This is a genomic window from Candidatus Microbacterium phytovorans (assembly GCA_029202445.1).
In the GTDB taxonomy this organism is placed as follows: domain Bacteria; phylum Actinomycetota; class Actinomycetes; order Actinomycetales; family Microbacteriaceae; genus Microbacterium; species Microbacterium phytovorans.
Window position 1 is genome coordinate 1,371,710 of sequence record CP119321.1, and the last position, 26,124, is coordinate 1,397,833.

Here is a 26,124-nt window from a genome sequence, read left to right on the forward strand (position 1 = left end):
TAGTTTTCGTCACTGCGTCTCGTCTCGCTGCGCTCGCTCAACGACCGGCAACTGCGCGCGCTCGACGACCGGGGTGATGTCAGAGCATGCAGGAGACGCACTCGGACATGTCGGTGCCCTCGAGCGCCAGCTGACGCAGGCGGATGTAGTAGATCGTCTTGATGCCCTTGCGCCAGGCGTAGATCTGCGCGCGGTTGATGTCGCGCGTGGTGGCGGTGTCCTTGAAGAACAGCGTCAGCGACAGGCCCTGGTCGACGTGCTGCGTCGCCGCGGCGTACGTGTCGATGACCTTCTCGTAGCCGATCTCGTACGCGTCTTCGTAGTACTCGAGGTTGTCGTTCGTCATGAACGGCGCCGGGTAGTAGACGCGGCCGATCTTGCCTTCCTTGCGGATCTCGATCTTCGACGCGATCGGGTGGATCGAGCTCGTCGAGTTGTTGATATACGAGATCGATCCGGTCGGCGGGACGGCCTGCAGGTTCTGGTTGTAGATGCCGTGCTCCTGGATGGACGCCTTCAGCGCGACCCAGTCCTCCTGCGTCGGGATGTGGATGCCGGCGAACAGCTCCTTGACCTTCTCGGTCTGCGGGACCCACTCCTGCTCGATGTACTTGTCGAAGAACTCCCCCGACGCGTACGTGGAGTCGGCAAACCCGTCGAACGTCGTCTTCCGCTCGATCGCGATGTTGTTCGAGGCGCGCAGCGCGTGGAACAGCACCGTGTAGAAGTAGATGTTCGTGAAGTCCAGGCCCTCTTCGGAGCCGTAGCGGACGTGCTCGCGGGCGAGGTAGCCGTGGAGGTTCATCTGACCGAGGCCGATCGCGTGCGACCGGTCGTTGCCGTCTTCGATGGAGCGGACCGAGCGGATGTGACTCTGGTCGCTCACCGCGGTGAGGGCCCGGATGCTGGTCTCGACGGTGCCGGCGAGGTCCTTGCCGTCCATTGCGAGCGCGATGTTCATCGAGCCCAGGTTGCAGGAGATGTCCTTGCCGATCTGGCCGTACGAGAGGTCTTCGTTGTACGTGGTCGGGGTGTTGACCTGGAGGATCTCCGAGCACAGGTTGGACATGTTGATCCGGCCCTTGATGGGGTTCGCCCGGTTCACCGTGTCCTCGAACATGATGTACGGGTAACCCGACTCGAACTGGATCTCGGCGATCGTCTGGAAGAAGTCGCGCGCCTTGATCTTCGTCTTCTTGATGCGGGCGTCGTCGACCATCTCGCGGTACTTCTCGGTGACGGAGACGTCACCGAACGGCACCCCGTAGACCTTCTCGACGTCGTACGGCGAGAAGAGGTACATGTCCTCGTCGTTCTTGGCGAGTTCGAACGTGATGTCGGGCACCACGACTCCGAGCGACAGCGTCTTGATGCGGATCTTCTCGTCGGCGTTCTCGCGCTTGGTGTCGAGGAACTTCATGATGTCGGGGTGGTGCGCGTTGAGGTAGACCGCGCCCGCGCCCTGACGCGCACCGAGCTGGTTCGCGTAGCTGAAGCTGTCTTCGAGGAGCTTCATGACGGGGATGATGCCGCTCGACTGGTTCTCGATCTGCTTGATGGGCGCACCCGCCTCGCGGATGTTCGAGAGGAGGAGCGCGACGCCGCCGCCGCGCTTGGACAGCTGGAGAGCGGAGTTGATGCCGCGGGCGATCGACTCCATGTTGTCCTCGATGCGCAGCAGGAAGCACGAGACGAGCTCGCCGCGCTGGGCCTTGCCCGTGTTGAGGAAGGTGGGGGTGGCCGGCTGGAAGCGACCCGAGATGACCTCGTCGACGAGCTGCTCGGCGAGCTTCTCATCGCCGTCGGCGAGGCCGAGGGCCGTCATGACGACGCGGTCTTCGAACCGCTCCAGGTAGCGCTTGCCGTCGAAGGTCTTGAGCGTGTAGCTCGTGTAGTACTTGAACGCGCCGAGGAACGTCTCGAAGCGGAACTTCGCACCGTACGCACGGTCGTTCAGGCGCTGGATGAAGTCAAACGAGTACTTCTCGAGGACGGCGCCCTCGTAGTACTCCTTCTCGACCAGGTAGTCGAGACGCTCCTTCAGCGAGTGGAAGAAGACCGTGTTCTGGTTGACGTGCTGCAGGAAGTACTCCCGTGCGGCGCGCTTGTCGGCGTCGAACTGGATCTTCCCGTCGGCGCCGTAGAGGTTGAGCATCGCGTTGAGCGCGTGATAATCCAACCCCTCGAACCGCTCGTCGGTCTTGAAGGTCGTGTCGGTCACTGCAGCTTCCACCATCGTTCCAATCCGTCGGTCACCCGATCGACGTCGTCCTGCGTGCCGAACAGTTCCAGCTTGTACAGGTGCGGCACGTGGCACTTGCGGCTGATGATGTCACCGGCGGCGCAGAATGCGTCGCCGAAGTTGGTGTTGCCCGCGGAGATGACTCCGCGCAGCAGGCTCCGATTGGCCTCGTCGTTGAGGAAGCGGATGACCTGCTTGGGAACCGCGCCCTTCTCCTCGCCGCGCCCCTGGCCACCGCCGTAGGTGGGAGTTACGAGCACGAAAGGCTCGTCCACCCTCACGGCGGGGTCGGAGGCATGCAGCGGGAGTCGGAGGGCCGGCATCCCGAGTTTCTCGATGAAACGCGCCGTGTTGCCCGAGACGCTCGAGAAGTAGACGAGCAGCGGTGCGTCGGTGGCGGTCAGCATCTCAGCGCACCCCGCTCTCGAATCACGCCAGCCGGGAAGCCAGCTCGTCGATCTTGTCGGGACGGAAGCCCGACCAGTGGTCTTCGTCGGTGACGACGACCGGAGCCTGCAGGTAGCCGAGGGACTTGACGTGCTCGAGCGCCGCCGGGTCTTCCGACAGGTCGAGGATTTCGTAGTCGATGCCCTTCGAATCGAGCGCCCGGTAGGTCGCATTGCACTGAACGCAGGACGGCTTCGTGTAGACCGTGATCGCCATGGTGATTCGCCTTTCCCCTCTCAAAATCCTTGACTGTGGCGGCGGTGCCCCCGCCGGGAGTCCAATACTACATATGGGTACCGACATTGGGGGCAACCACAAGGGATAGTAGTTACATCCGTGTAGTTTTCCACCGCTCTCCCCCGATACAACACAGGTTCTCCACCGATTCATCCACAAGCACGACCCCGATCCGGAACCTGGAAAATGCCTGAATCCCAGGGGTTTCTCCCGGCTCGGCGGAATCTGTCCACAGGCTGGACGCTACGCGGCGCCACCGACACCCGATTCGCCTGTGGATTGCACGGTCCGGCGTGTCGCGGCGTGTCGTCCGGATCGGTACCGTGGAGGGGTGGCTGGCTACCGGGATCTCCTTCGCACCCCCGGCGTCGCCCGTATCATCGCGGCCCAGCTGACCGCCCGTTTCCCGAACGGCATGACGAGCCTCGCGATCCTCCTGCACGTGGAGCGACAGACCGGCTCGTACGGCGCGGCGGGACTCGTGCTGGCGGCCGCCTCGATCGGTCAGGCCGTGTCGGGCCCGGTCACGAGTCGCTGGATGGGCGTGTGGGGCATGAGGCGTGTGCTGACGCTCACGACCGCCGTCTGCGCCGCCGCGATCCTCGTCATGGCCCTGTTCCCCCTGCATCTGGCCGGATACATGGTCTTCGGCCTCATCGCCGGACTCTCGACCCCGCCGGTGCAGTCCGCCGTCCGCACGATCTATCCCAAGATCGTGAACTCGCGGCAGCTCACCCCCCTGTTCTCCCTCGACGCGAGCCTGCAGGAGATCATCTGGATCCTCGCGCCGGTGCTCATCACGATCGTCGCCACGCAGGCCGGCACCGTTCCCGGCCTCCTGATGATCGTCGCGATCCTCGTGGGCGGCGGCGCATGGTTCATCCTTTCGCCCGAGGTCGGACGGGTGCGCATCCCCCGCAGCCGCCGCGCGTTCGGGAAGGTGCTCGGCAAGCCCGTCGTCCTGCTGGCGACCGTCACCGGCTTCCTCCTCATCGGCGCGTGCGCCGCGGTGGAAGCCGGCGTCGTCGCCACGTTCGGCCACGGCGGCCTCGAGGCGGGACTGGCCCTGGCGATCTTCTCGGTCGGAAGCCTCGCGGGGGGCCTCTCCTTCGGACACATCCCGATCGGCCCCTGGGCGATGGCGCGGCGTCTCACGGTCGTCGCGGTGGGCCTGGGAGCGACCGTCTTCTTCGTGGGGTCGTTCTGGGGCCTCAGCGCATCGCTGTTCGTCGCGGGCATCGGCATCGCTCCCGCTCTGGCGGTCATGTTCGCGATGACGAGCGCGAGCGTGAAGTTCAGCGAGACCGCCGAGGCCTACGGCTGGATCGGGACGGGGCAGCTCATCGGCGCCGCCGCGGGATCGGCCGTCGCCGGCTTCCTCATCGACGGCGTCGGCCCGGCCGGTGCCTACTGGGCCGCCGCCGCCTTCGCCGTCGTGGGCGCGATCGTCGCCGCGACGTGCGTGCGCGGCTTCCCCGACCTCCGCGACCGCGACGTGAGCCCGATCCCCGACACCGAGCCCGTCCCCGTCATCACCTGACCGAGGCCGTGGCGTGAGGTCGCGGCGAGCGCGTCAGGCGAGGCGCGCGAGCAGCGCGAGCACCGCGAGCGCGTAGGCGTCTTCGGGCTGGGGATGCTCGAACGTCGAGACCTCGTCGCCGACGGAGATCTCCACCACGTGCGTGTCGTCGAGCCGCCGCAGCGACCGGAACGTACCACGCAACAGCTCGCGGAGCTGATCCTCGCGAGGGAGCCACAGCGCGTCCTCCAGGGCGACGGAGTCCAGCGCCCACTCGGTGGTCCCGTTGAAGGCGAGGATCACGCCCGTCGGGTACGAACGCGGCTCGATCGTCATCTCACTGACGGTGAACACGTCGGCCTCGAACTCGGGCTCGTCGAGCTGGAAGCGATCACCGGACGAGGGATGCCAGATCAGGCCCGCATCACGCAGGGCGACGGCGAGGTCGGTCGAGATCATGCGACCATCCTCTCCCGCCGCCACGGCCCCGGGGCCGCCGACGGGAGGACAATGGACCGGTGACCTCCTTCGACCCGACCGCGATCCTCCCCGACGACCTCCTGGAACGGATCCGGTCCCGCGCGGCGACCGTCGACGCCGAGAACACGTTCCCCGACGAGGATCTCGCCGAACTCCGCGACGCGGGCTACCTCGCGATCCTGGTGCCGCGCGAGCTCGGCGGCAGTGGGCTGGGTCTGGCGGAGGCGTCGGTGCTGCAGCAGCGGCTTGCGACGGCCGCGCCCGCGACGGCGCTCGCGATCAACATGCACCTCGTGTGGACCGGCGTCGCGAAGGTGCTCGCCGACCGCGGCATCGACACCCTTCGCTTCGTGCAGGAGGGCGCCGTGGCGGGCGAGGTGTTCGCCTTCGGCATCAGCGAGGCGGGCAACGACCTCGTCCTGTTCGGGAGCGATACCGAAGCCTCGCCTCTCGCGGACGGCGGCTACGCCTTCGCCGGCACGAAGATCTTCACGTCGCTCGCGCCGGTCTGGACGCAGCTCGGTCTGCACGGCCTCGACACGACGAGCCCCGACGGCCCGCGGATGGTCTACGCCTTCGTCCCCCGGACGGATGCCGTCGTCACGCGCGACGACTGGGACACCGTGGGCATGCGCGGCACGCAGTCCCGCACGACCCGGCTCCAGGGCGCCGTCGCGCCCGCCGACCGCGTGGTGCGCCGCCTCGCCCCCGGACCTCAGCCCGACCCGCTCGTCTTCGGGATCTTCAGCGTGTTCGAGGTGCTCCTGGCATCCGTGTACACGGGCGTCGCGCGGCGCGCGCTCGACCTCGCGGTCGACGCGGCACGCTCACGCAGCTCCAAGCGCACCGGTGCGCCCTACAGCCAGGACCCCGACATCCGGTGGCGCGTCGCGGAGATGGCCCTCGCCTACGACGGCCTCCTCCCCCAGCTCGAGAGCATCGCGCGCGACGTCGACGGCGTCGTGGATCACGGCGCCCTGTGGTTCGCGAAGCTGAGCGGACTCAAGCACCGGGCCGTGACGGCCGCCAAGACGATCGTCGACGAGGCGATGCTCGTGGCGGGCGGATCGTCGTACTTCACCCGCAACGAGCTCAGCCGGCTCTACCGCGACGTCCTGGCGGGGATGTTCCACCCGTCCGATCCCGAGTCGGCGCACAGCACGGTCGCCAGCGCCTGGCTCGGACCGATCGAGGCCTGAGCCGACGCGTCAGCGCGTCTCGAGGTCGTAGGCCTTCAGCAGCTCCGCCACGGCCTGCTCCCGCTCGTCGCCGCCGTTCTCGAACATGTGCGCGACGTGCGTGCGCAGGTGATTCTCGATGAGCAGCTTGTCGAGGGATGCCAGGGCCTTCTGCACCGCGCGGGACTGCCCGATGATGTCCATGCAGTAGTCCTCGTTCTCGATCATCTTCGCGAGCCCGCGCACCTGCCCCTCCAGGATGCTCGTCCGGTGGAGGGCCCGCTTCTTGATGTCGTCGATCACGCCCACAGGATACGCGCCGCATCCCCACGATCGGACCGCCCGTGCGAACATAGCGGGATGGCCCGCACCCCGACGCAGCTGCTGAGTCCCGCAGACCAGGAGCGCCGCCGCGGCCTTCGGGTCATGAAGGGGGTCGCGCTGGGCGCCCTCCTGGTCATGGCGGTGCTGTTCGTGGTCGCATTCGTCCTCGAAGACCGTTACCCGTGGCTGTCGTACGTCCGGGCAGCGGCCGAGGGCGGCATGGTCGGCGCCCTCGCCGACTGGTTCGCGGTCACGGCACTGTTCCGGCATCCGTTGGGCATCCCCATCCCGCACACGGCGATCATCCCGCGCCGCAAGGACGAGATCGGTCGGAGCCTCGGGGAGTTCGTGGAGACGAACTTCCTCGACGACGAGGTCGTGCGCGAGAAGCTGCGCACGACCCGCATCGCCTCCAAGGCCGGCGACTGGCTGCGGGTACCGGCGAACGCGGAACGGGTTGCGGCGGAGGGTGCCGCGATGGCGACCGGCATCCTGCGCGCCCTCAGCGACGACGAGGTGCAGGACCTCATCGGCGACCTCGCCCGCGAGCACCTGCTGAGCCCGCAGTGGGGCCCGACCGTGGGCACGTGGCTCGATCGGGTCGTCGCCGCCGACGCGCACCGCGGCGCGGTCGACCTCGCCTTCGACAGCATCGCCCTCTGGCTGCGGTCGGGACGCACGTCGTTCGACGGCCTCGTGTCGCGTCGCCTGCCGTCGTGGGTGCCGTCCGTCGCGATGCGACTCATCGACGACACCGTGTACAACGAGGCGGTCAAGTTCGTGGCGGCCGTGCAGTCCGACCCCGACCACCCGGCGCGTACGGCGATCGACGGCTATCTCACGAGGCTCGCGGGCAACCTGCAGCACGATCCCGAGACGATCGGGCGCCTCGAGGATGCCAAGAGCGCCGTCTTCGACAGTCCGCGGGTGCGTGAGCTCGCGGCCGACGCGTGGAACACCGCGAAGGCCGGTCTCCTCCGCGCGCTCGACGACCCGCAGAGCGGCCTGCGCCGCCGCGCGACGGAAGCGCTGGCCGAAGTGGGCGCCCGCCTCACCGCCGAACCCGCCCTGCACCAGCGCGTCGACGACCGGATCACGGATGCCGCGGTGTTCCTCGTCGGCCGATACCGGCACGACATCGCCTCGATCATCACCGACACGGTCGAGAAGTGGGACCCGGCCGAGACGACCGAGAAGATCGAGCTCATGGTGGGGCGCGACCTGCAGTACATCCGACTGAACGGCACCATCGTCGGCGCCCTGGCCGGGGTGGCGATCTTCGCGATCGCCCACGCCTTCCTCGGCTGACACGGCGGCGTGGCGCGGCTCCACGGGAGCGGTACCGCGCGGTGCCGAGGGGTAGCCTGTATGCCGTGACGGATGCAACCGAGCTCCTGTTCACCTACGGCACCCTGCAGTTCGCCGAGGTGCAACTGGACACGTTCGGACGGGTCGTGGCCGGGGACGCCGATGTCCTGCCGGGCTACACGATCGACTACGCCGAGATCGAAGACGAACGCGTCGTCGACATCTCGGGCCTGTCGGTCCATCCGGTGCTCCGAGCGACGGGAAACCCCGTCGACAAGGTAATGGGAAAGGTGCTTCACATCACTACCGCAGAACTCGACGCCGCCGACGAGTACGAGGTGTCGCTCTACCGGCGCACCTCGGTCACGCTCGCGAGCGGACGCCACGCCTGGGTCTACGTCGGCTGATGGCGCACTCGACAGACCCGCTGTGGCCGAGCGCCGGCGACTGGCCCGCCTGGGAGGGCTCGGCCGACGCCGTCCTCGTGGGCGCCCCGACCTCCCACACCTCCCTCTCCTCGTCCGGTGCCCACACCACGCCCGCGGCGGTGCGTGAGGCCCTCTCGCACTTCACGACGACCCTGATCGGCCCGCCCGCGCTGGACCTCGCCGACATCCTCCGGATCGCCGATGCCGGCGACGTGGCCGACCCCGACGGGCCGGACGGCGAGCACCGGGTGCGCACCCGCGTCGGCGAACTGGCATCCGCAGCGCTCGTGATCGCGCTGGGCGGCGACGGGTCGATCACCTACCCCGTCACGCAGGGCGCGCGGGCCACGGGACTCATCACGATCGACGCCCACCTCGACCTCCGTGACGGCGTCACGAACGGGTCGTCGGTGCGACGGCTGGTGGCCGACGGACTCGACCCGCGACGGATCGTGCAGATCGGGATCTCCGACTTCGGCAACTCCGCGGCGTATGCGAACCGGGCCGCCGAACTCGGCATCACCGTCATCACCCTTGACGATCTCAGCCGCCGCGGCATGGACGAGGTCGTCGCCGAGGCGCTCGAGATCGCCGGCGCCGGCGACGGCGCGCTCATCCACCTCGACGTCGACGTCGATGTCTGCGATCGCTCGGTCGCCCCCGGCGCCCCGGCATCCGCCCCCGGCGGACTCGCTGCGTGGGAGCTGCGCGCTCTCGTGCGCGCGCTGACCGTCGACCCCCGCGTGCGCTCCGCCGACATCGTGGAGGTGGATGCCGACGCCGACGCCGCCGATGGCCGCACCGTGCGACTGGCCGCGCTGTGCGTGCTCGAGATGCTCACCGGCCTTGCGGGTCGCGCCGTCGCACGCCCGGCGACGCCGGTCGCAGCGGCCGAGCACGACGATCCGGCCGCGGAGCCGTCCGCGGAGCCGAGCACTGACCCCGAGCCGGCCACCGACGCGGAGCCGCCGGTCGCGGCCCCCGAAGATGCGGCGGGCGACCACCGATCGGAGTGGGCTCCGCCGGACGACTCCGACCCGGAGCCATGGCCGGCGGGGCCGGCGCCCACGGGCGGCGACGACCGCCGCGACGGGGAGAGCACGTGATCAGGCTCGCTCTCGTGCGGCACGCCAAGAGCGACTGGGGCGACCCCGGCCTCGACGACCACGACCGGCCGCTGAACGCGCGCGGCCTGCGCGACGCTCCCGTCCTGGCTGCTCGCCTGGCCGAGACCGGCTTCCGACCCGACATCGTCCTGTCGTCGACGGCGCTGCGCGCCCGTACGACCGCAGGGTTCTTCGCCGACGCGTTCGGCGACGGCGTCGATGTGGAGGAGCGTGCGGAGCTGTACGGCGCGCCCGCTCGCACGCTGCTGGCTGCGGCATCCGCTTCGGGGGCGCGGAGCGTCGTCGTCGTCGCGCACGACCCCGGCATGACGGTGCTCGCCGAAGCGCTCTCGGGCGGCGGGATCGGTGGGATGCCGACCTGCGCCGTCGCCGTGTTCACCTGGGACGTCGACGACTGGGACGTCGCGACGTCGGTCGACGCGGACTCCTGGACGTTCGACAGCCCTCGCTGACCGCGGCCCTTTCGCTCGCCCCGCTTCGGGGTTCAGCGGGCACCGGACTCCCGGCTCAGAGCATCGGGATCGTGAGTCCGCGCTCGCGAGCGACTTCCGCGGCGCGCTCGTAGCCGGCATCCACGTGCCGCATGACGCCCGTTCCGGGGTCGTTCGTCAGCACCCGCTCCAGCTTCTCTGCAGCGAGCGCGGTGCCGTCGGCGACCGTCACCTGTCCGGCGTGGATCGAGCGGCCGATGCCCACCCCGCCGCCGTGATGGATGGACACCCACGCGGCACCGGATGCCGTGTTGAGCAGGGCGTTCAGCAGCGGCCAGTCGGCGATCGCATCCGATCCGTCGGCCATCGCCTCCGTCTCCCGGTACGGCGAGGCGACCGAACCGGCGTCGAGGTGGTCGCGGCCGATGACGATCGGCCCGGCGAGCTCGCCCGAGGCGACCATCTCGTTGAACTTCAGCCCCGCGAGGTGTCGTTCCTTGTACCCCAGCCAGCAGATCCGTGCGGGCAGGCCCTCGAAGTGGACCGTACGACCGGCCTTGTCGAGCCACCGCCGCAGCGGCGCGTCGTCGGGGAAGAGTTCCGCGACGGCACGGTCGGTCTTCGCGATGTCCTCCGGGTCTCCCGACAGCGCCACCCAGCGGAACGGTCCGCGCCCCTCCGCGAACAGCGGGCGGATGTAGGCCGGCACGAATCCGGGGAACGCGAACGCCCGGTCGAAGCCGCCGAGCTCGGCCTCGCGCCGGATCGAGTTGCCGTAGTCGAACACGGCCGCCCCGGCATCCTGGAATCCGACCATCGCTTCGACCTGACGGGCCATCGAGGCGCGCGCCTGCTCGGTGAACGTCTCGGGGTCGCTCTGGGCGGCCTCCTTCCAGCGCTCGAAGGGGATATCAGACGGAAGGTAGGCGAGCGGATCGTGTGCGCTCGTCTGGTCGGTGACGATGTCGAGGTGCACCGCGCCCTCGCGGTGGCGGCGGAGGAGCTCGGGGAAGACGTCGGCCGCGTTGCCGACGACGCCGACGCTCCGCGCCTCACCCGCCTCGCGCGCCGCCATGGCGCGGGTGACCGCCGCGTCGAGATCCGTCGTGTACTCGTCGAGGTAGCCGTGCTCGACCCGACGAGCCAGCCGCGACTCGTCGACGTCGACGACGATCACCGCGCCCTCGTTGAGCGTCACCGCCAGCGGCTGCGCGCCGCCCATCCCGCCCGCACCACCGGTCAGGGTGAGGGTTCCGGCGAGCGACTCGCGCCCGAGGGAGCGCGCGACGGCCGCGAAGGTCTCGTACGTCCCCTGCAGAATGCCCTGTGTGCCGATGTAGATCCAGGAGCCCGCGGTCATCTGGCCGTACATCGTGAGTCCGAGGTGCTCGAGCCTGCGGAACTCCGGCCAGGTCGCCCAGTCGCCCACGAGGTTCGAGTTCGCGATCAGCACGCGCGGCGCCCACTCGTGCGTGCGGAAGACGCCCACCGGCTTGCCCGACTGCACGAGGAGCGTCTCGTCCGGCTCCAGCTCGTCGAGCGTGCGGACGATCGCGTCATAGGCCTCCCACGACCGCGCCGCCCGGCCCGTTCCGCCGTACACGACGAGGTCTTCGGGATGCTCGGCGACCTCGGGATCGAGGTTGTTCATCAGCATCCGCTTCGCCGCCTCCGCGCCCCAGCTCTTGGCCGTGCGCTCCGGTCCGCGCGCGGCACGGATGGGTCCGCGTTCGTTCACAACTCCGGAATGCGTGTCAGGGATGGCGGCGCTCATGAGGTCTCCTCGGGGCGGTTGGGGCGATGTGGTCAAGGCTGGGTGGCGTCGGGGATCGACGATTCCGGAGTTGTGGCGCGCGCGTCGACGGCATCGAGGGCCGCGTGCGCGATCTCACCGGAGATGACGAGGTCCGCGACGGCTTCCAGGTCGGGCGACAGGAACCGGTCCGGCCCGGGACCGGCGACCTCCTGTCGCACGCGGTCGCGCACGGCGCGCGTGGCGGGCCCGGGCTGCAGCGGCGCGCGGAGGTCGAGCGCACGGCATCCCGTGACCACCTCGATCGCGAGCACCCGCGCGAGGCCGTCGATCGCGCGCCGGAGCTTGCGCGCCGCCGCCCACCCCATCGACACGTGGTCCTCCTGCATCGCCGACGACGGGATCGAATCGACGGATGCCGGAACCGCCAGCCGTTTGAGCTCGGACACGATGCCGGCCGCGGCGTACTGCGCGATCATGAGGCCCGAGTCGACCCCGACCTCGTCGGCGAGGAACGGCGGCAGACCGTGGCTGCGGGAGCGGTCGAGCGCGCGGTCGGTGCGTCGCTCCGAGATCGAGGCGATGTCGGCGACGGCGATCGCGAGGAAGTCGAGCACGTAGGCGACGGGGGCGCCGTGGAAGTTGCCGTTGGACTCCACCCGCCCGTCGAGGGTGATCACGGGGTTGTCGACGACCGCGGCGAGCTCCCGATCGGCGACGAGGCGCGCGTGATCGACGGTGTCGCGGGCCGCCCCGTGCACCTGCGGCGAGCATCGCAGCGAGTACGCGTCCTGCACGCGCGTGCAGACGGCGGGATCGCGGTGGCTGGCGACGATGGGCGAGCCCGCGAGGAACGCACGCAGGTTCGCGGCCGACGCGGCCTGCCCGAGCTGCGGGCGGAGCGCCATGAGGTCGGCGGCGAAGACGGCATCCGTGCCGAGCTGCGACTCGACCGACAACGCAGCGGCGACGTCGGCGGTCGTCAGCAGGAGGTCGAGATCGTGGATCGCGAGCGCGAGCATGCCGAGCATGCCGTCCGTCCCGTTGATGAGCGCCAGCCCCTCCTTCTCCTCGAGCACGAGCGGCGGGATGCCGGCTGCCGCGAGCGCCTCGGCGGCCGGAACCGGGTCGGAGCCTCCGACGCGTCGCACCTCGCCCTCACCGAGCGCGGCGAGCGCGATATGCGAGAGCGGCGCGAGGTCGCCGGAGCACCCGAGCGACCCGTACTCGCGGACGATGGGGACGATGCCCGCGTTGAGCATCGCGACGTACGTCTCGACGACGGCCGGGCGCACACCGGTGCGTCCGGAGGCGAGCGTCTGCAGCCGCAGCAGCATGAGGGCGCGCACGACCTCGGGCTCGACCTCGGGGCCGGTGCCCGCCGCGTGCGAGCGGATGAGGCTCGCCTGGAGCTGGCGGCGGCGTTCGGGAGCGATGAAGGTGGTGGCGAGCGCCCCGAAGCCCGTGGAGATGCCGTAGTGCGGTTCGGGATCGTCGGCGAGACGTTCCACGAGCGCGCGGCTCGCGGCGACGCGGTCGGTCGCCTCGGTCGCGATCGTCACGGCAGCACCGTGGCGCGCGACGGCGACGACCTCTTCGATCGTGAGTGGACGGGCGCCCACGACGGCGGAAGCGGATGCCGGTGCGCCGGCGGTGTCGACAGAGGCCATGTCCCGATTCCACCGCGGCATCGTCGCGCCCACCAGGGCTTCGTGGCATCCTGTGTCTGTGGTCCCAGACACGAACGACGCGAGCGGGGCGGTGCGGGGGCGACCGCAGGTCCCCGCCGCCGACCACACGCTGCGGATGCTCTCGTTCCTGGGTCGCCAGCGCGGTCCGGTCGCCGCCCGGACGATCGCGGAGCACCTCGGCATCCCCCGATCGACCGTGTACCACCTGCTCTCGGTCATGGCGGGGCACGGGTTCGTCGTACACCTCGAGTCCGATCGGCGGTGGGGGCTCGGCACGGCCGCGTTCGAGCTGGCCGGCGGCTATGCGCGCCAGGAGCCACTCGCGCGCCTCGGCCGTCCCCTCATCGCGGCCCTCGCCGACCGGGCCGGGGAGAGTGCGCATCTGGCCGTCATGACCGGCCGCGATGTGCTGTACATCGTGGAGGAGCGCGCGCCCCGCCGCCCCGCCCTCGTGACCGACGTCGGCGTGCGTCTGCCGGCGCACCTCACGGCCACCGGACGCGCGATGCTCGCGCACCTCCCGCGCGAACAGGTGCGGGCGCTCTACCCGGATGCCGGCGCGTTCACCGACCGGACGGGCCGCGGACCGTCGCGACCGGCGGCCCTCCGCGAGCTGCTGCAGGCGGGGCGGCGACGCGGCTTCGCGACGGAGGACGGCGAGGTGACGCTGGGGCTGCGCTCGGTCGGCGTCGCCGTGCTCGATCACACCGGGTGGCCGGCCGCGGCGATCGCCGTCACGTGGCCGGATGACGTGTCACGCGACCCGGAGACCCTCGCGGGGCTGGTGTCCGAGGCGGCGGCGGAGCTGTCGCGACGGATCGGGCGCCGCTGAGCCGAGGACGACCGGGCGCTCCGGAGGCTCCTCAGCGGACGATGAGGCTCGGCTCGACCAGCACGTGCGCTTCGTGCGGGCTCGGCGTGCGGAGGGAGATCGTGCCGGAGGGTCCGATCAGCAGATCGAGCGCTCCGGTCGCGACGCGCTCGGGGAGCTGCTCGACGCTCGAGAGCCCGAGCGCTTCGGCGGCGGGCGTGTTGTCGAACCCGATGATGGGCAGCGACGGGCGCCCCGCGGCGACCGCCGCCAGGTGGGCACCGACGGCGAGCGAGTCGCTGACGCACACGATCGCGTCGAGGTCGCGGTTCTCCAGGGCATCGGCGACGACGACGCGGGCCAGAGCGACGCTCTCCTCCGACACGAGCCGTACGGTATCCGCACCCGCCGGGAGCGTCTCGCGCCAGCCGCGTTCACGGTCGTCTCCCGTTCCCGAGCCCGTGGGCCATCCGAGGAAGGCGACACGGGGGCCGGCGGTCGCGAGAGCGTGGCGGGTGGCGGCAGCGGTACCGGCAGCTCCGTCGACGTCGACCCAGAGGTGCGCGGGGTCGGCGACGTCGTCGAGGCCCCACGGCCGGCCGAACGCCACGAAGGGCACGCTGCGCTGGATGAGCCAGTCCGTGCGCGGATCGCCGTGGAAGGTGCCGGTGATGACGACACCGTCGATGTCTCCCCCGTCGCGGAGGTCGGCCATCCGCCGGATCTCCTCCTCCGGCGAGCGCGCGGCGTAGAGGGTGACCCGCAGGCCGCGTTCTCCCGCACGTTCGGTCAGCGCGTGCACGAACCGGTCGAGCACTACCCCGGAGATGCCGCCGGCGTAGGGGTCGAGGTGGATGCCGATGGTGGAACTGCGCTGCGTGCGGAGCCGTCGGGCGGAGGCGTGCGGTGCGTATCCCAGCCGCTGGATCGCCGCCTGCACGCGCTCCCGCGTCTGCTCGCGCACGATGGCGGGCGAGTTGAGGACGTTGCTCACCGTCTGCCGTGACACGCCCGCGGCGAGGGCGACGTCTTCGATCGTGGCGGGTCTGTTCATCGTCTCTCGGTCGTCAGGGTCTCTCGACCTCCGTCGTGTTCCGCGGACATCGGGCCTTGACGCGGCGGCGCGGACACTTTATGTTTTCAAGCATTCCACAATTTGAACGATCAAAGAAGCGCACGGATGCCGATCTGAACGTTCAAAACGTGAGACCCTGCCCAGGGGTCCACACCGTTTCGAAGGAGATGCGATGAAGCGACACACAGCACGGACGCTGCTCGCGACGGGAGGGCTGGCGGTCGTCACCGCCCTGACCCTCACCGGTTGCGGCCAGGGTTTCAGCGACACCCCCGAGCCCTCCGGCTCCGTCCCCGGCGACGCGGGCAGCCTCACGTCGTCCGACGACGCCCTCACGATCATGATCGGATCGAGCGGCGACGCCGAGACGAAGGCCGTTCAGGATGCCGTCGCCGCCTGGTCGGCCGACTCCGGCGTCGAGGCCGAGGTCGTCGCGGCGACGAACCTCAGCGAGCAGCTCGCCCAGGGCTTCGCTGCGGGCTCCCCGCCCGACCTCTTCTACCAGTCCACCGATCAGCTCGCCGCGTACGCCGACAACGGCTCGCTGCAGGCCTACGGTGACCTCCTGCCCAACAAGGACGACTTCTACGAGTCGCTCGTCGCGAACTTCACGTACGACGGCACCTTCTACTGCGCCCCGAAGGACTTCTCGACGCTGCAGCTCATCATCAACCAGGGGCTGTGGGAAGACGCGGGCCTCACCGAGGCGGACATCCCCACGACGTGGGACGAACTGGCATCCGTCGCCGAGAAGCTCACCACGGGCGACACCACCGGGCTCGTGTTCGGCGGCGAGTACGCGCGGATCGGCGCCTTCATGGCGCAGGCCGGCGGCCGCCTCGTCTCCGAGGACGGCATGACCGCCGAAGCCAACAGCGACGCCAACGTCGAGGCGCTGACCTACGTGCAGGAGCACCTCAAGGACGGCACCTTCGCCTACGCGGCCGACGTGGGCGCGGGCTGGGGCGGCGAAGCGTTCGGCAAGGAGCTGGGCGCGATGACGATCGAGGGCAACTGGATCACGGGCGCCCTCGGCGACTTCCCCGACGTGAAGCCGCTCGTCGCCGAGCTCCCGGCCGGTCCCGCCGGTCAGGGCACCCTCCAGTTCACCAACTGCTGGGGCATGGCCGCCGACAGCCCCAACCAGCAGGCGGCTCTCGAGCTCGTCGAGTACCTCACGAGCCCCGAGCAGCAGCTCGCGTTCTCGAAGGCATTCGGACCGATGCCCTCGGTGCAGTCCGCCGCCGACCAGTGGAAGGCCGACAACCCCGACCTCGTCGCGTTCCTCGACGGCTCGGCCTACGCCCAGGGCGTTCCGACGAACAAGGGCTCGGCAGACGTCGTCACCGACTTCAACGCCCAGCTGGGCTCGCTGAAGACGGGCGACCCGAAGGCCATCCTCGACTCGGTGCAGTCGAACCTCGAGGCCATCGTCGGCTGACGCTGATGACCGCGCCCGTCACGCCGGCCGCGGCATCCACCCGTCCGGCCTCCACCCGGTCGCCCCGCTCCGGCGGGACGCACCGTGGGGAGGCCGGCGCGGGCTGGCTGTTCGTCTCGCCGGTCATCCTCATCCTCGGCACGTTCCTCCTCGTGCCGGTGCTCATGGCCCTCTGGGTCAGCTTCTCGGACTGGTCGGGACGCGGCAGCCCGCTCTCCTCGGACGTCTCGTTCGTCGGTCTCGACAACTACGCGACGATCACGACCGGCGGTCTCGCGACGCGCGACTTCGGCACGGCGCTCCGCAACAACGCGTGGTACGTGCTCCTCGTCGTACCGCTGCAGACCGCTCTCGCCCTCTTCCTGGCCGTGCTCGTGAGCCGCCGCATGCTGCGCGCCCGCGGCTTCTTCCGCACCGCCTTCTACTTCCCGTCGGTGACGAGCTCGGTCGCGATCACGGTGCTGTGGCTCTTCCTGTTCTCGTTCGCCGGTCCGGTCAACGCCTTCATCGCGTGGTTCGGCGGGGAGGGCCCGAACTGGTTCCGAGTTCCGACCGGACTGGTCCACGGCGCCCTCGCCGGCATCGGCATCACCTCCGGGCCCGACTTCCTGACGCAGAACTCGATGCTGGGCCTCTCGTGGTGGGACTGGCTCGCCGGCCCCTCGGTCGGGATGTCCGCCCTCATGCTGATGGCCATCTTCACGACGAGCGGCACCTTCATGCTCCTGTTCATCGCGGCCCTCCAGAACGTCGGCTACGAGCTCACCGAGGCCGCGATGATGGACGGAGCGAACGCGTGGCAGCGGTTCTGGCGCATCACCCTCCCGCAGCTGCGACCGACGATCTACACGGTCATGACCCTCGGACTCATCGGCTGCTGGCAGGTGTTCGACCAGGTCTACGCGGGGCCGAAGGGCGACCCCGCCAAGACCACATTGACGCCGGCCTACCTCTCGTACACGGCGGCGTTCCGCGAGAACGACTGGGGCGTGGGCGCCGCGATCGCGTTCATCCTCTTCCTCATCATCATCTTCTTCACGATCTTCCAGCGGTGGGTGCTGCGCGACCGGCCGGTCTCGCGCCGCCGCGTGCGCGCGTACCAGAGCGCCACGTACCGGAAGGGGGCGACGTCATGACCGACACCACTCTCGCGCACGCGGCCACCCTCGCCGAGCCTCCGGTGGCCCCCACCCCGCGGCGCCGGCGACGGTTCACCCTGCGGAGTGCGGCGGGGCAAGTACTGCTCTACGCCATGATCGTCCTGCTCGCGATCGTCTACATCTACCCGTTCCTCGTGCAGGTGGCGACGTCGTTCAAGTCGGAGCAGGAGGCGGCATCCGATCCCATCTCGCTGCTGCCGCAGACCTTCACGGTCGCCGCCTACGAGCGGCTGTTCCTGCACAGCGACTTCCCGCTGTGGTTCGCGAACTCCGCCGTCGTGACGATCCTCGTGACCCTCGGTCGCGTGTTCTTCGTCTCGCTCGCCGGCTACGCGCTCGCCCGCCTGCACTTCCGCGGTCGCGGGGTCGTCTTCGCGCTCGTCGTGGGCGTCATGGCGGTGCCGGCGGTCGTGCTCCTGATCCCGAAGTTCCTCGTGCTCAACCAGATCGGCATCTACGACTCGTACACGGGTATGGTGCTGCCGCTCCTGGTGGATGCCGCGGGCGTGTTCATCATGAAGAACTTCTTCGAGTCGATCCCGACGTCGGTCGAGGAGCAGGCGCGCATCGACGGAGCGGGCACGTTCCGCGTGTTCTGGTCGATCGTCCTCCCCATGGCACGACCGGCGCTCGTCACGATCGTGATCCTGTCGTTCCAGGGATCGTGGAACGAACTCAGCCATTTCATCGTGGCCACCCAGTCGCCCGAACTCACGGTGCTGACCAAGGGCGTCGCCTCGCTCGCGTCGGGACAGTTGAGTCAGGGCACGCAGTATCCGCTGAAGCTCGCTGCGGCGGCGATCATGACGATCCCGGTCGCGGTGCTCTTCTTCATCTTCCAGAAGCGGATCATGAACACCAGTGAAGGAGCAGTGAAGGGATGACGGGCGGATTGCAGCCGTTCCTGTCGGATCGGGTGGTGGCGCTCTGCGCCCCCACCCAGGCGTGGTCGGGAGACGACGGCGACATGGGCGCCGCGTCGATCGACGGGATCTACCACGGTGACACGCGATTCGTCCGTGGACTCGAGGTCTCCTACGTCGACGCGAACGGCGACGCGGTCCGCCCGGAGTGGGTACGCGCGACCGCGCCGACGGCGGGAGAGGTGCGCTTCGACGCGCTTCTGCGCGGCGTCGACGACCGATGGCCCGACCCGAAGGTGCGGCTGGAGCGCGTGCGTCGCGTCACCGACGGCGAAGTCACCGAGATCCTCACGGTGCTGACGCACCTCGACGAGCCCCTGAGCCTGCGGTTGAGCGTCGCGATCGTGCCGGATGCCTCGCTCCTGCAGGACGTGAAGGCGGGCACCGTCTCCGCCGTCGACCGGGAGATCGACGCCGACGCGACGACCGTGACGGTGCGCGCGGGCGAGGCTGGCGTGACGTTCCACGCCGAGCACGCCGAGCACGCCGAGATCACCCTCGACGACGGGGTGCGGCTGGACTGGACCCTCGACATCCCTGCGCGCGGACGGGCCGAGGCGTCGTGGACCACGCGCATAACCGACCCATCGCTCGTCGTCCGCGGCGTCCGCTCCCCCGTCCCCTGGTCGCTCCCGGCGCCGGGAGCGGGCGGCGACCCCCGGGTAGACAGGTGGCTGCGCCAGGCCCTCGGCGATCTCGGCGCACTGCGCCTCACCCTTCCCGATCAGCCCGACGACGTGTTCTACGCCGCCGGCGCCCCCTGGTTCTTCACGCTGTTCGGCCGCGACTCGCTGTGGGCGGCCCGGCTGATGCTCCCCGTCGACGCGTCGATCGCGGCATCCACTCTCCGGGTGCTCGCCCGGCTCCAGGGCACGACGACGACCCCGTCGACGGCGGAGCAGCCGGGCAAGATCATGCACGAGCTGCGTTCGGGCACGCTCGCGATGCCCGGCGAGGGGATCGTCCTGCCGCCCCTCTACTACGGCACCGTCGATGCGACCCCGCTGTGGGTTTGCCTCCTCGCCGACCTCGCGCGTGCGGGTCACCCCGCGGACGAGATCGAGGAACTCCTCCCCGCGATGGAGCGCGCGCTCGCCTGGGTCACCGCGAGCGCGGGCGACGACGGCTTCCTCGACTACGTGGATGAGACCGGCCACGGACTGTCCAATCAGGGCTGGAAGGACTCGGGCGACTCGATCCAGTGGCGCGACGGCCGGCTGGCCGACGGACCGATCGCCCTGTCGGAAGTACAGGGCTACGCCCACGAGGCGGCGCTCGGCGGCGCGGACCTCCTGGACAGGTTCGGTCGCCCCGGCGGCGACGACCTGCGTGCGTGGGCCGCGGCGTTGAAGCGCCGCTTCCGGGAACGGTTCTGGGTCGAGACCGAGGAGGGCCGCTACCCCGCGATCGCGCTCGATCGCGACGGTCGCGCCGTCGACACCCTCACCACCAATGCGGGGCACCTGCTCGGCACCGGCATCCTCGAGCCCGACGAGGAGGCCGCGGTGTCGGCGCTGCTGGCCGGCGAGACGGTGTCGTCCGGGTTCGGCCTGCGGACCCTGTCGACGGATGCCGCGGGCTTCTGGCCGCTCAGCTACCACGGCGGCAGCGTCTGGACCCACGACAGCGCGATCGTCGCGCGCGGTATGGCCCTCGCCGGCCGGCACGACGACGCGCGCACCGTGGTGTCGGGGCTCCTGGCCGCCGCGGAGGCGTTCGACTACCGGCTGCCCGAACTGCACGCGGGTGACGCCGCGTCAGAGGTCGCCGCCCCCGCACCGTACCCTGCGGCATGCCGGCCGCAGGCCTGGTCGGCGGCGGCCGCCGTCACCGCATGGGACATCCTCCGCGGCTGAGCGGCCCTGTCCGTCGACGCGGCCGGTCCGTCGACGCGCGCGAGTCAGTCGACGCGCGCGACGGTGCCGCCGGTGAGGCGGACGAGCTCGTCGTACGTGAGCGGGAACACCGTGTGCGGCGTGCCGCCGGCGGCCCAGATCTCCGGGAACGCGGCCAGCGCCTCGTCGACGACGGTCGTGAGCGGCGCCGGGTGCCCCGTCGGCGCGACGCCCCCGATCGCCTGACCGGTCGCCTCGCGCACCTGCTCGACCGTGGCCCGCACGATCGAGGCGCGTCCCAGCCGAGCGGCGAGCGCGACGGTGTCGACGCGGTGCGCCCCGCTGGTCATCACGAGCAGCGGTTCGCCGTCCGACCAGAAGACGAGACTGTTGGCGATCGCGCCCACCTCGACGCCGAGTGCGGCGGCCGCCAGGGCGGCGGTGGACGCGGCATCCGGGAGGACGACGATCTCTCCCTCGATCCCCGCCGCGCGGAGGGCGACGTGAACGAGTCGGCTGCGAGGGTGGAGGTCGGCGGGGGTCGTCATGGATTCAGCCTAGGGCGAACGCTGGACGCTCCGCCCCGGGGAGGTGGAGACTGAGTCCGTCGCCGACCGAAGGACTCCCCCCGTATGCCCGCACGCCCCTCCATCGCCGCCCGCATCAGCGCCATGGGTCAGAACCGCATCGGCGCGCTCCTGCTCCTCCTGGCGACGGTGGCCGCTGTCGCGTGGGCAAACGTCGCCCACGGCTCCTACGAGACCTTCTGGGAGACGCACATGACGGTCGGCGTCGCCGACCTCCGGCTCGACTTCACGCTGCACGCCCTCGTCAACGACGCCCTCATGGCGATCTTCTTCTTCACCGTCGGCCTCGAGGTGCGCCGGGAGTTCGCGATCGGCGAGCTCACCAGCTGGTCGCGCGCGATGGTCCCCGTCATCGCCTCCCTCGCCGGCCTCGCCCTCCCCGCCCTGCTGTTCGTGCTCGTCGCGGCACCGTCGGGCCACGCCGCCGCCTGGGGTGTCGTCATCTCCACCGACACGGCGTTCCTCGTCGGCGCGCTCGCCCTCGTCGGCCCCCGCATCCCGGGTCGCCTGCGCGTGTTCCTCCTCGCCCTCGCCGTCGTCGACGACATCGGGGCACTGTCGATCATCGCCCTCGTCTACACCGACACCTTCTCGCCCATGCCGCTCCTCATCGCCGCGGTGGGCCTTGCGGGCGTCTACGCGACGCGGTACCTCCGCAGCGGCCGCGGCCCCGTCTACGCGACGCTCGCCGTCATCGTGTGGCTCGCCTTCCTCGCCTCGGGCGTCCACCCCACCCTCGCGGGCGTGGCGATCGCGCTGCTCGTGCCCGTGTACCGCCCGAACCGCCGCGACGTCGAGCACGCTCTCGAGCTCGCCCGCACCTTCCGCCAGTCGCCGAACACCGAGTACGCGCGGGCCGCCGCCAACAGCCTCCGCGAATCGATCTCGATCAACGAACGCCTGCAGTCGGCCTACGCCCCCTACGTCGCCTACGTGATCCTGCCGCTGTTCGCACTCGCCAACGCGGGAGTCGTCGTCAACGGCGAGATCCTCGCCGCCGCCGTGCGGTCGCCGCTCACATGGGGCATCGTCGTCGGCCTCGTCGCCGGGAAGTTCCTCGGCATCTTCGGCTCCACCGCCCTGCTCAAGAAGCTCCGCCTGGGCGAGTTCGGCCCGGGACTCACGATCGACCGCATCGCCGGCGGCGCGCTCCTCAGCGGCATCGGCTTCACGATCTCCCTCTTCATCATCGACCTCGCGATCGACGACCCCGCCGCGCAGAACGAGGCACGCGTCGGGGTGCTCGCGGCATCCGTCCTCGCCTTTGTCCTCGCGACGATCGTCTTCCGGGTGTCGGATGCCGTCCGCGGCGACATCGAGACCGGTCAGACCCTTGCGCGGCCCGTCGATCCGCGCCGCGACCACGTGTGGGGTCCAGTCGACGCGCCGTACACGATCGTCGAGTACGGCGACTTCCAGTGCGAGTTCTGCCTCAAGGCGTCGGGCTCGATCCAGGAGGTGCTGCGCGAACTCGACGGCGACCTCCGCTACGTCTGGCGACACGCGCCGCTCACCACCCAGCACCCCAACGCCCTCGCGGGCGCCGAAGCCGCCGAAGCCGCGTCGATACAGGGCAAGTTCTTCGAGTTCGAGCGCGCACTCTTCGCCGATCAGGAGCATCAGCTCCCGTCCGACATCGTGCGCATCGCTGCATCCCTCGGCCTCGACGTGCCGAAGTTCGAACGCGACCTCGAATCCGCCGAGGTCACCGCGCGCGTCCGCGACGACATGCTGGATGCCGAGGCGATGAACATCACCTCGGTGCCGACGTTCTTCGTCAACGGCCGCCGCCACGTCGGCCCGTACGACGCGCAGTCGCTCATCCGGGCGCTGCAGGCGACCACCGACGATGCTGCCGACGCCGCTGCGACGGTGACGCACGTCGCCACCCCCACCCTGAGAGAAGGCGCATGACCCGCGACGAGACGATCACCCCCGAGCTCACCGACGCCCAGTGGGAGCGCCTGACGGCGATCGGAACCACGCAGGACGTCGACGAAGGCGACTACGTCTTCCGCTCCGGCGACGCGGACTACGACCTGATCGTCGTCGAAGAGGGCGAGATCGAGATCGTCCGCGACGCGCTGAAGTGGGTCGACGAGGTCGTGATCTCGCGCATGGGCCCGCGGACCTTCGCGGGCGAGCTCGGCCTCCTTAACGGACAGGGTGCCTTCCTCTCGGCGCGCGCCACCGGCCCGGGCCGCGTCCGTCGCATCACCCGCACAGAACTGCGTCGGCTCATGAACGAGGACGACGACCTGTGCGACCTCATCCTCCACGCCCTGTGGGCGAGGCGGGAGTCGCTCCGCAACGGACCGGCCGCCATGACCCTGAAGTTCGTGGGCTACAGCTCGTCGAGCGACTTCCTCGCGCTGCGCCGCTTCGCCGAGCGGCTCGACCTCGTCCACGTCGCCGTCGCCGTCCCGCCCGACGGCATCGAATACCTCGTCGGCCACAGCATCCCCGAGGAGAATCTCCCCCTCGCCTTCATCCAGGGTGAGCCGCTGCCACGCGCCACCCCCGGCGCCGTCGCCGAGCGTCTCGGCCTCAGCTACCAGGCGCAGGCAGACGAGGTCGTCGACCTCGTCGTCGTCGGGGGCGGACCGGCCGGGCTCGCCGCCGCGATCTACGGCGCATCCGAAGGTCTCTCGACCGTCCTGCTCGACGCCGTCGCGCCCGGAGGTCAGGCCGCCGCGACCTCGCGCATCGAGAACTTCCTCGGCTTCCCCTTCGGGGTCAGCGGTGGCGAGCTCATCGGTCAGGCCACGCTCCAGGCACTCAAGTTCGGCGTGCGCGTCTACGCCCCGTGCGAGGCCGTCGGACTCTCGACCGTCGACGGCGGACAAGAACTGGACGTGACCCTCTCCGACGGCCGCCTCATCCGCGCCCGCGCCGCCGTCATCACCTCCGGCGCCGCCTACCGCCGCCTCGCCCTCGACCGCTGGAGCGACTTCGAACGCGCCGGGATCTACTACGCCGCGACCCCGCTGGAACTGCGCCAGGTGACCGGCGAGCCCGTCGTTGTCGTCGGAGGCGCGAACTCCGCCGGTCAGGCCGCCCTCTACCTCGCCGCGGGGGGAAGCCCTGTCGATCTCGTCGTGCGCGGCGACGACCTCAGCGCCCGCATGTCGTCGTACCTCGTCGACCGACTCGTCGAGGAGCCCCGCATCCGCATCCACCGCGGCTCGCGCGTCGTCGGCCTCGGCGGCGACACCTCGCTGGCATCCGTCACGATCGACAGCGTGGGCGAGGTCGACGCGCGCGGCCTGTTCTGCTTCATCGGTGCCGACCCCGCCACCTCCTGGGTGCCGACGCTCGACCGCGACCCCGAGGGATTCATCCGCACCGGCACGGACATCGCCCTGCAATCGCTGCAGCGATGGCAGACGCTCGGCCGCGAACCGCTCCCGTTCGAGACCTCCATCCCTCGTGTCTTCGCCGCCGGCGACGTCCGCCGGGGATCGATGAAGCGGGTCGCCGCCGCCGTCGGCGAGGGATCGAGCGCCGTGGCATCCGTTCACCGGGCACTGGCCGGCTGACGCAGAAGGAGCACACATGACCGACCTCACCGCGAGCTTCGACACCGCCGCCACCCCCTCGGGAACCGGGTGCGGAGAGTGCGACGCCGTCGAGGGGTGGTGGGTGCACCTGCGCAGGTGCGCGGCGTGCGGACACGTGGGCTGCTGCGACAGCTCGCCCGCCAAGCACGCCACCGCCCACTACCGGGCAACGGGACACCGCGTGATGCAGAGCTTCGAGCCGGGCGAAGACTGGTTCTGGGACTTCGAGAACGCCCGCATGATCGAGGGCCCCGAACTCGCGCCACCGACGAGCCACCCCGACACCCAGCCGGCCCCCGGCCCGCGGGGGCGCGTGCCCCTGGACTGGCGCGACCACATCGGCTGACCTGGGCGCCCGATGGGCCCGAGCTTTTCGTCAGCCCCGCTCCGGTCTCCCTTCCGCTGCGCCCATCGCCCGCTTACAGGCAGAATCGCCGCGAAGTCCGGTTGCTGGACCTCCCGGCGCCCGCTCAGCCTGTAAGCGGGTTCCCGGGGGAAGCGCAATCGCCAACGGCACGCGTACTCACGCCCGTCGCGGTGCGCGGGGTGAGCGCGCCTCTCAGGGCCGCCATCACCGCTTGCGGTCGCCACATGATGTCCTCGGCCATGAACCGGATCACGACGTAGCCTCTGGCAGCCGCCTCGAGGTCGCGACGTCGGTCATTTCGTTGCGAAGCGGCATTGCCGTGGTGCGCTCTGCTGTCGCACTCTACGATGAGCCAACCCGCAACGAGGAAGTCAACCCGTCCGACACCCGGAATGAGCGCTTGCGGTTCGTACCGGCACCCGAGCGCGCGCAGCATCAGCCGAACGAACGTCTCGGGTCCTGACTCCGCTCGCGCGTCGAGCAGCCGGCGAAGGCGACGATAGCGGCGAGGTAGTGCTGCGAAGAACTCCTGCAGATCGTCGTCACGGATCAACCCGTGGTGGAGGGCGGAGTCGAGGGTGGCGATCGACGAGCGCGGGTCCTGGCATTGCACCGCCTGACGCAGCGCATCCCACACCTCGACGCTCATCGACCGGGGATGCGGGGTGCGATCGACGCGTCCCCTGTGGATCACGGCTCCCCCGGACGCGGGTGTTCGCGAAGCCGTCCGCGGCACGTGGACGTGCAGCGTAGATGCATCGCGCACGAAAATGCCCCGCCGCTTCAGCTCCGAAACGCAGGCCAATCGGCCGTGCAGCGCACTCGCGCGTCTGCAGTCTTCGGCGGTAACGACACTCGCGTACAACCCGAGTCGCAACCTGACGAGGTCACCGAGCTCGACCGCCCTCCGAATGTCCGCCTTCGTGAGTCCCATCGCGCGAAGCTCGGCCGTGACCGCCGCTCGCGGTGCTGGGCGATGATCAACGGCGGACACCTCTGAACTTTGGTCACCTCCGGGCACCTGCTGTTGCGAGCGGACGAGGTCTGTGACGACGTCGGGATCGGCCCCGGCTGGGGAGAAGGCCCCGTCGCGCCCGCTTACAGGCAAAATCGCCTCGACTACGCCGTCACGGCCTACACAGGCCGGCTTTTGCCTGTAACTGGGCACACGCGCAGGGCGTGACGGCCCGGTCCAAGGTG

Annotated in this window: 23 protein-coding genes and 1 pseudogene; 14 read left to right on the forward strand and 10 right to left on the reverse strand. The window is 70.2% G+C overall.

Features of this window, described 5'->3' with window-relative positions:
* Window positions 1–79: 79 nt before the first annotated feature.
* From nrdE to P0Y48_06555, 3 genes are read right to left on the reverse strand one after another with little or no spacing between them, the layout of a single operon-like run.
* Window positions 80–2,236 (reverse strand): class 1b ribonucleoside-diphosphate reductase subunit alpha, encoded by a 2,157-nt coding sequence (nrdE, locus tag P0Y48_06545; protein ID WEK14844.1) that lies wholly within the window; start codon window positions 2,234–2,236, stop codon window positions 80–82.
* On the reverse strand, window positions 2,218–2,649 hold the full coding sequence (gene nrdI, locus P0Y48_06550; protein ID WEK14845.1) for a class Ib ribonucleoside-diphosphate reductase assembly flavoprotein NrdI: 432 nt from the start codon (window positions 2,647–2,649) through the stop codon (window positions 2,218–2,220). The genes nrdE and nrdI overlap by 19 nt, the downstream gene beginning before the upstream one ends.
* 22 nt (window positions 2,650–2,671) lie before the next feature.
* On the reverse strand, window positions 2,672–2,905 hold the full coding sequence (locus P0Y48_06555; protein WEK14846.1) for a redoxin NrdH: 234 nt from the start codon (window positions 2,903–2,905) through the stop codon (window positions 2,672–2,674).
* A gap of 352 nt (window positions 2,906–3,257) precedes the next feature.
* Between P0Y48_06555 and P0Y48_06560 the strand changes: the two genes are divergently transcribed.
* Complete coding sequence (locus P0Y48_06560) at window positions 3,258–4,466, forward strand: MFS transporter (GenBank protein ID WEK14847.1); 1,209 nt, start codon at window positions 3,258–3,260, stop codon at window positions 4,464–4,466.
* Between the two features lie 33 nt (window positions 4,467–4,499).
* On the opposite strand, the gene P0Y48_06565 is transcribed toward P0Y48_06560, so the two are convergent.
* On the reverse strand, window positions 4,500–4,904 hold the full coding sequence (locus P0Y48_06565) for a pilus assembly protein CpaE (protein WEK14848.1): 405 nt from the start codon (window positions 4,902–4,904) through the stop codon (window positions 4,500–4,502).
* A gap of 59 nt (window positions 4,905–4,963) precedes the next feature.
* On the opposite strand from P0Y48_06565, the gene P0Y48_06570 reads away from it, so the two are divergent.
* Window positions 4,964–6,124: an acyl-CoA/acyl-ACP dehydrogenase gene (locus tag P0Y48_06570; GenBank protein ID WEK14849.1), complete on the forward strand. Its 1,161-nt coding sequence runs from the start codon at window positions 4,964–4,966 to the stop codon at window positions 6,122–6,124.
* Between the two features lie 9 nt (window positions 6,125–6,133).
* Here the strand turns inward: P0Y48_06570 and P0Y48_06575 are convergent, their stop codons facing one another.
* A complete protein-coding gene (locus P0Y48_06575; GenBank protein WEK14850.1) occupies window positions 6,134–6,406 on the reverse strand; it encodes a metal-sensitive transcriptional regulator in 273 nt (90 codons plus the stop codon).
* Between the two features lie 57 nt (window positions 6,407–6,463).
* Here P0Y48_06575 and P0Y48_06580 point away from each other — a divergent pair, with 57 nt between their 5' ends.
* The 4 genes and pseudogenes from P0Y48_06580 (at window position 6,464) to P0Y48_06595 (ending at window position 9,742) form a co-directional block, all read left to right on the forward strand.
* Window positions 6,464–7,735 (forward strand): DUF445 family protein, encoded by a 1,272-nt coding sequence (locus P0Y48_06580; protein WEK14851.1) that lies wholly within the window; start codon window positions 6,464–6,466, stop codon window positions 7,733–7,735.
* Window positions 7,736–7,800: 65 nt separating this feature from the next.
* Entirely contained in the window at window positions 7,801–8,142 is a 342-nt protein-coding gene (locus P0Y48_06585) for a gamma-glutamylcyclotransferase (protein ID WEK14852.1), read from the forward strand.
* A pseudogene (locus P0Y48_06590) lies at window positions 8,142–9,020 on the forward strand (arginase family protein). The gene P0Y48_06585 and the pseudogene P0Y48_06590 overlap by 1 nt, the downstream one beginning before the upstream one ends.
* Before the next feature lie 245 nt (window positions 9,021–9,265).
* Complete coding sequence (locus P0Y48_06595) at window positions 9,266–9,742, forward strand: histidine phosphatase family protein (protein WEK14853.1); 477 nt, start codon at window positions 9,266–9,268, stop codon at window positions 9,740–9,742.
* Window positions 9,743–9,797: 55 nt separating this feature from the next.
* Here P0Y48_06595 and P0Y48_06600 read toward each other — a convergent pair whose 3' ends face one another.
* Together P0Y48_06600 and hutH are read right to left on the reverse strand one after the other, a co-directional pair.
* Complete coding sequence (locus P0Y48_06600; protein WEK14854.1) at window positions 9,798–11,495, reverse strand: urocanate hydratase; 1,698 nt, start codon at window positions 11,493–11,495, stop codon at window positions 9,798–9,800.
* 32 nt (window positions 11,496–11,527) lie between these two features.
* Entirely contained in the window at window positions 11,528–13,144 is a 1,617-nt protein-coding gene (gene hutH, locus P0Y48_06605) for a histidine ammonia-lyase (GenBank protein WEK14855.1), read from the reverse strand.
* 136 nt (window positions 13,145–13,280) lie between these two features.
* On the opposite strand from hutH, the gene P0Y48_06610 reads away from it, so the two are divergent.
* Window positions 13,281–13,997, forward strand: coding sequence for an IclR family transcriptional regulator (locus P0Y48_06610; GenBank protein ID WEK15030.1), 717 nt, complete (start codon window positions 13,281–13,283; stop codon window positions 13,995–13,997).
* Between the two features lie 31 nt (window positions 13,998–14,028).
* On the opposite strand, the gene P0Y48_06615 is transcribed toward P0Y48_06610, so the two are convergent.
* Entirely contained in the window at window positions 14,029–15,030 is a 1,002-nt protein-coding gene (locus P0Y48_06615; GenBank protein WEK14856.1) for a LacI family DNA-binding transcriptional regulator, read from the reverse strand.
* A 193-nt stretch (window positions 15,031–15,223) separates the two neighbouring features.
* Between P0Y48_06615 and P0Y48_06620 the strand changes: the two genes are divergently transcribed.
* The 4 genes from P0Y48_06620 to P0Y48_06635 are packed head-to-tail and all read left to right on the forward strand — an operon-like array spanning window position 15,224 to window position 20,431.
* Window positions 15,224–16,492, forward strand: a complete 1,269-nt coding sequence (locus tag P0Y48_06620) for an extracellular solute-binding protein (protein ID WEK14857.1) — start codon at window positions 15,224–15,226, stop codon at window positions 16,490–16,492.
* Window positions 16,493–16,497: 5 nt separating this feature from the next.
* Window positions 16,498–17,628: a sugar ABC transporter permease gene (locus tag P0Y48_06625; GenBank protein ID WEK14858.1), complete on the forward strand. Its 1,131-nt coding sequence runs from the start codon at window positions 16,498–16,500 to the stop codon at window positions 17,626–17,628.
* On the forward strand, window positions 17,625–18,536 hold the full coding sequence (locus tag P0Y48_06630) for a carbohydrate ABC transporter permease (protein ID WEK14859.1): 912 nt from the start codon (window positions 17,625–17,627) through the stop codon (window positions 18,534–18,536). The genes P0Y48_06625 and P0Y48_06630 overlap by 4 nt, the downstream gene beginning before the upstream one ends.
* A complete protein-coding gene (locus P0Y48_06635) occupies window positions 18,533–20,431 on the forward strand; it encodes a glycogen debranching N-terminal domain-containing protein (GenBank protein WEK14860.1) in 1,899 nt (632 codons plus the stop codon). The genes P0Y48_06630 and P0Y48_06635 overlap by 4 nt, the downstream gene beginning before the upstream one ends.
* 44 nt (window positions 20,432–20,475) lie before the next feature.
* Here the strand turns inward: P0Y48_06635 and P0Y48_06640 are convergent, their stop codons facing one another.
* Window positions 20,476–20,958 (reverse strand): YbaK/EbsC family protein, encoded by a 483-nt coding sequence (locus P0Y48_06640; protein ID WEK14861.1) that lies wholly within the window; start codon window positions 20,956–20,958, stop codon window positions 20,476–20,478.
* A gap of 84 nt (window positions 20,959–21,042) precedes the next feature.
* On the opposite strand from P0Y48_06640, the gene nhaA reads away from it, so the two are divergent.
* The 3 genes from nhaA to P0Y48_06655 are packed head-to-tail and all read left to right on the forward strand — an operon-like array spanning window position 21,043 to window position 24,903.
* Complete coding sequence (nhaA, locus tag P0Y48_06645) at window positions 21,043–22,911, forward strand: Na+/H+ antiporter NhaA (GenBank protein ID WEK14862.1); 1,869 nt, start codon at window positions 21,043–21,045, stop codon at window positions 22,909–22,911.
* Window positions 22,908–24,536: an FAD-dependent oxidoreductase gene (locus tag P0Y48_06650; GenBank protein ID WEK14863.1), complete on the forward strand. Its 1,629-nt coding sequence runs from the start codon at window positions 22,908–22,910 to the stop codon at window positions 24,534–24,536. The genes nhaA and P0Y48_06650 overlap by 4 nt, the downstream gene beginning before the upstream one ends.
* 16 nt (window positions 24,537–24,552) lie before the next feature.
* Window positions 24,553–24,903, forward strand: a complete 351-nt coding sequence (locus P0Y48_06655; GenBank protein WEK14864.1) for a UBP-type zinc finger domain-containing protein — start codon at window positions 24,553–24,555, stop codon at window positions 24,901–24,903.
* Between the two features lie 124 nt (window positions 24,904–25,027).
* Here the strand turns inward: P0Y48_06655 and P0Y48_06660 are convergent, their stop codons facing one another.
* On the reverse strand, window positions 25,028–25,573 hold the full coding sequence (locus P0Y48_06660; protein ID WEK14865.1) for a DUF559 domain-containing protein: 546 nt from the start codon (window positions 25,571–25,573) through the stop codon (window positions 25,028–25,030).
* Between the last annotated feature and the right edge of the window lie 551 nt (window positions 25,574–26,124).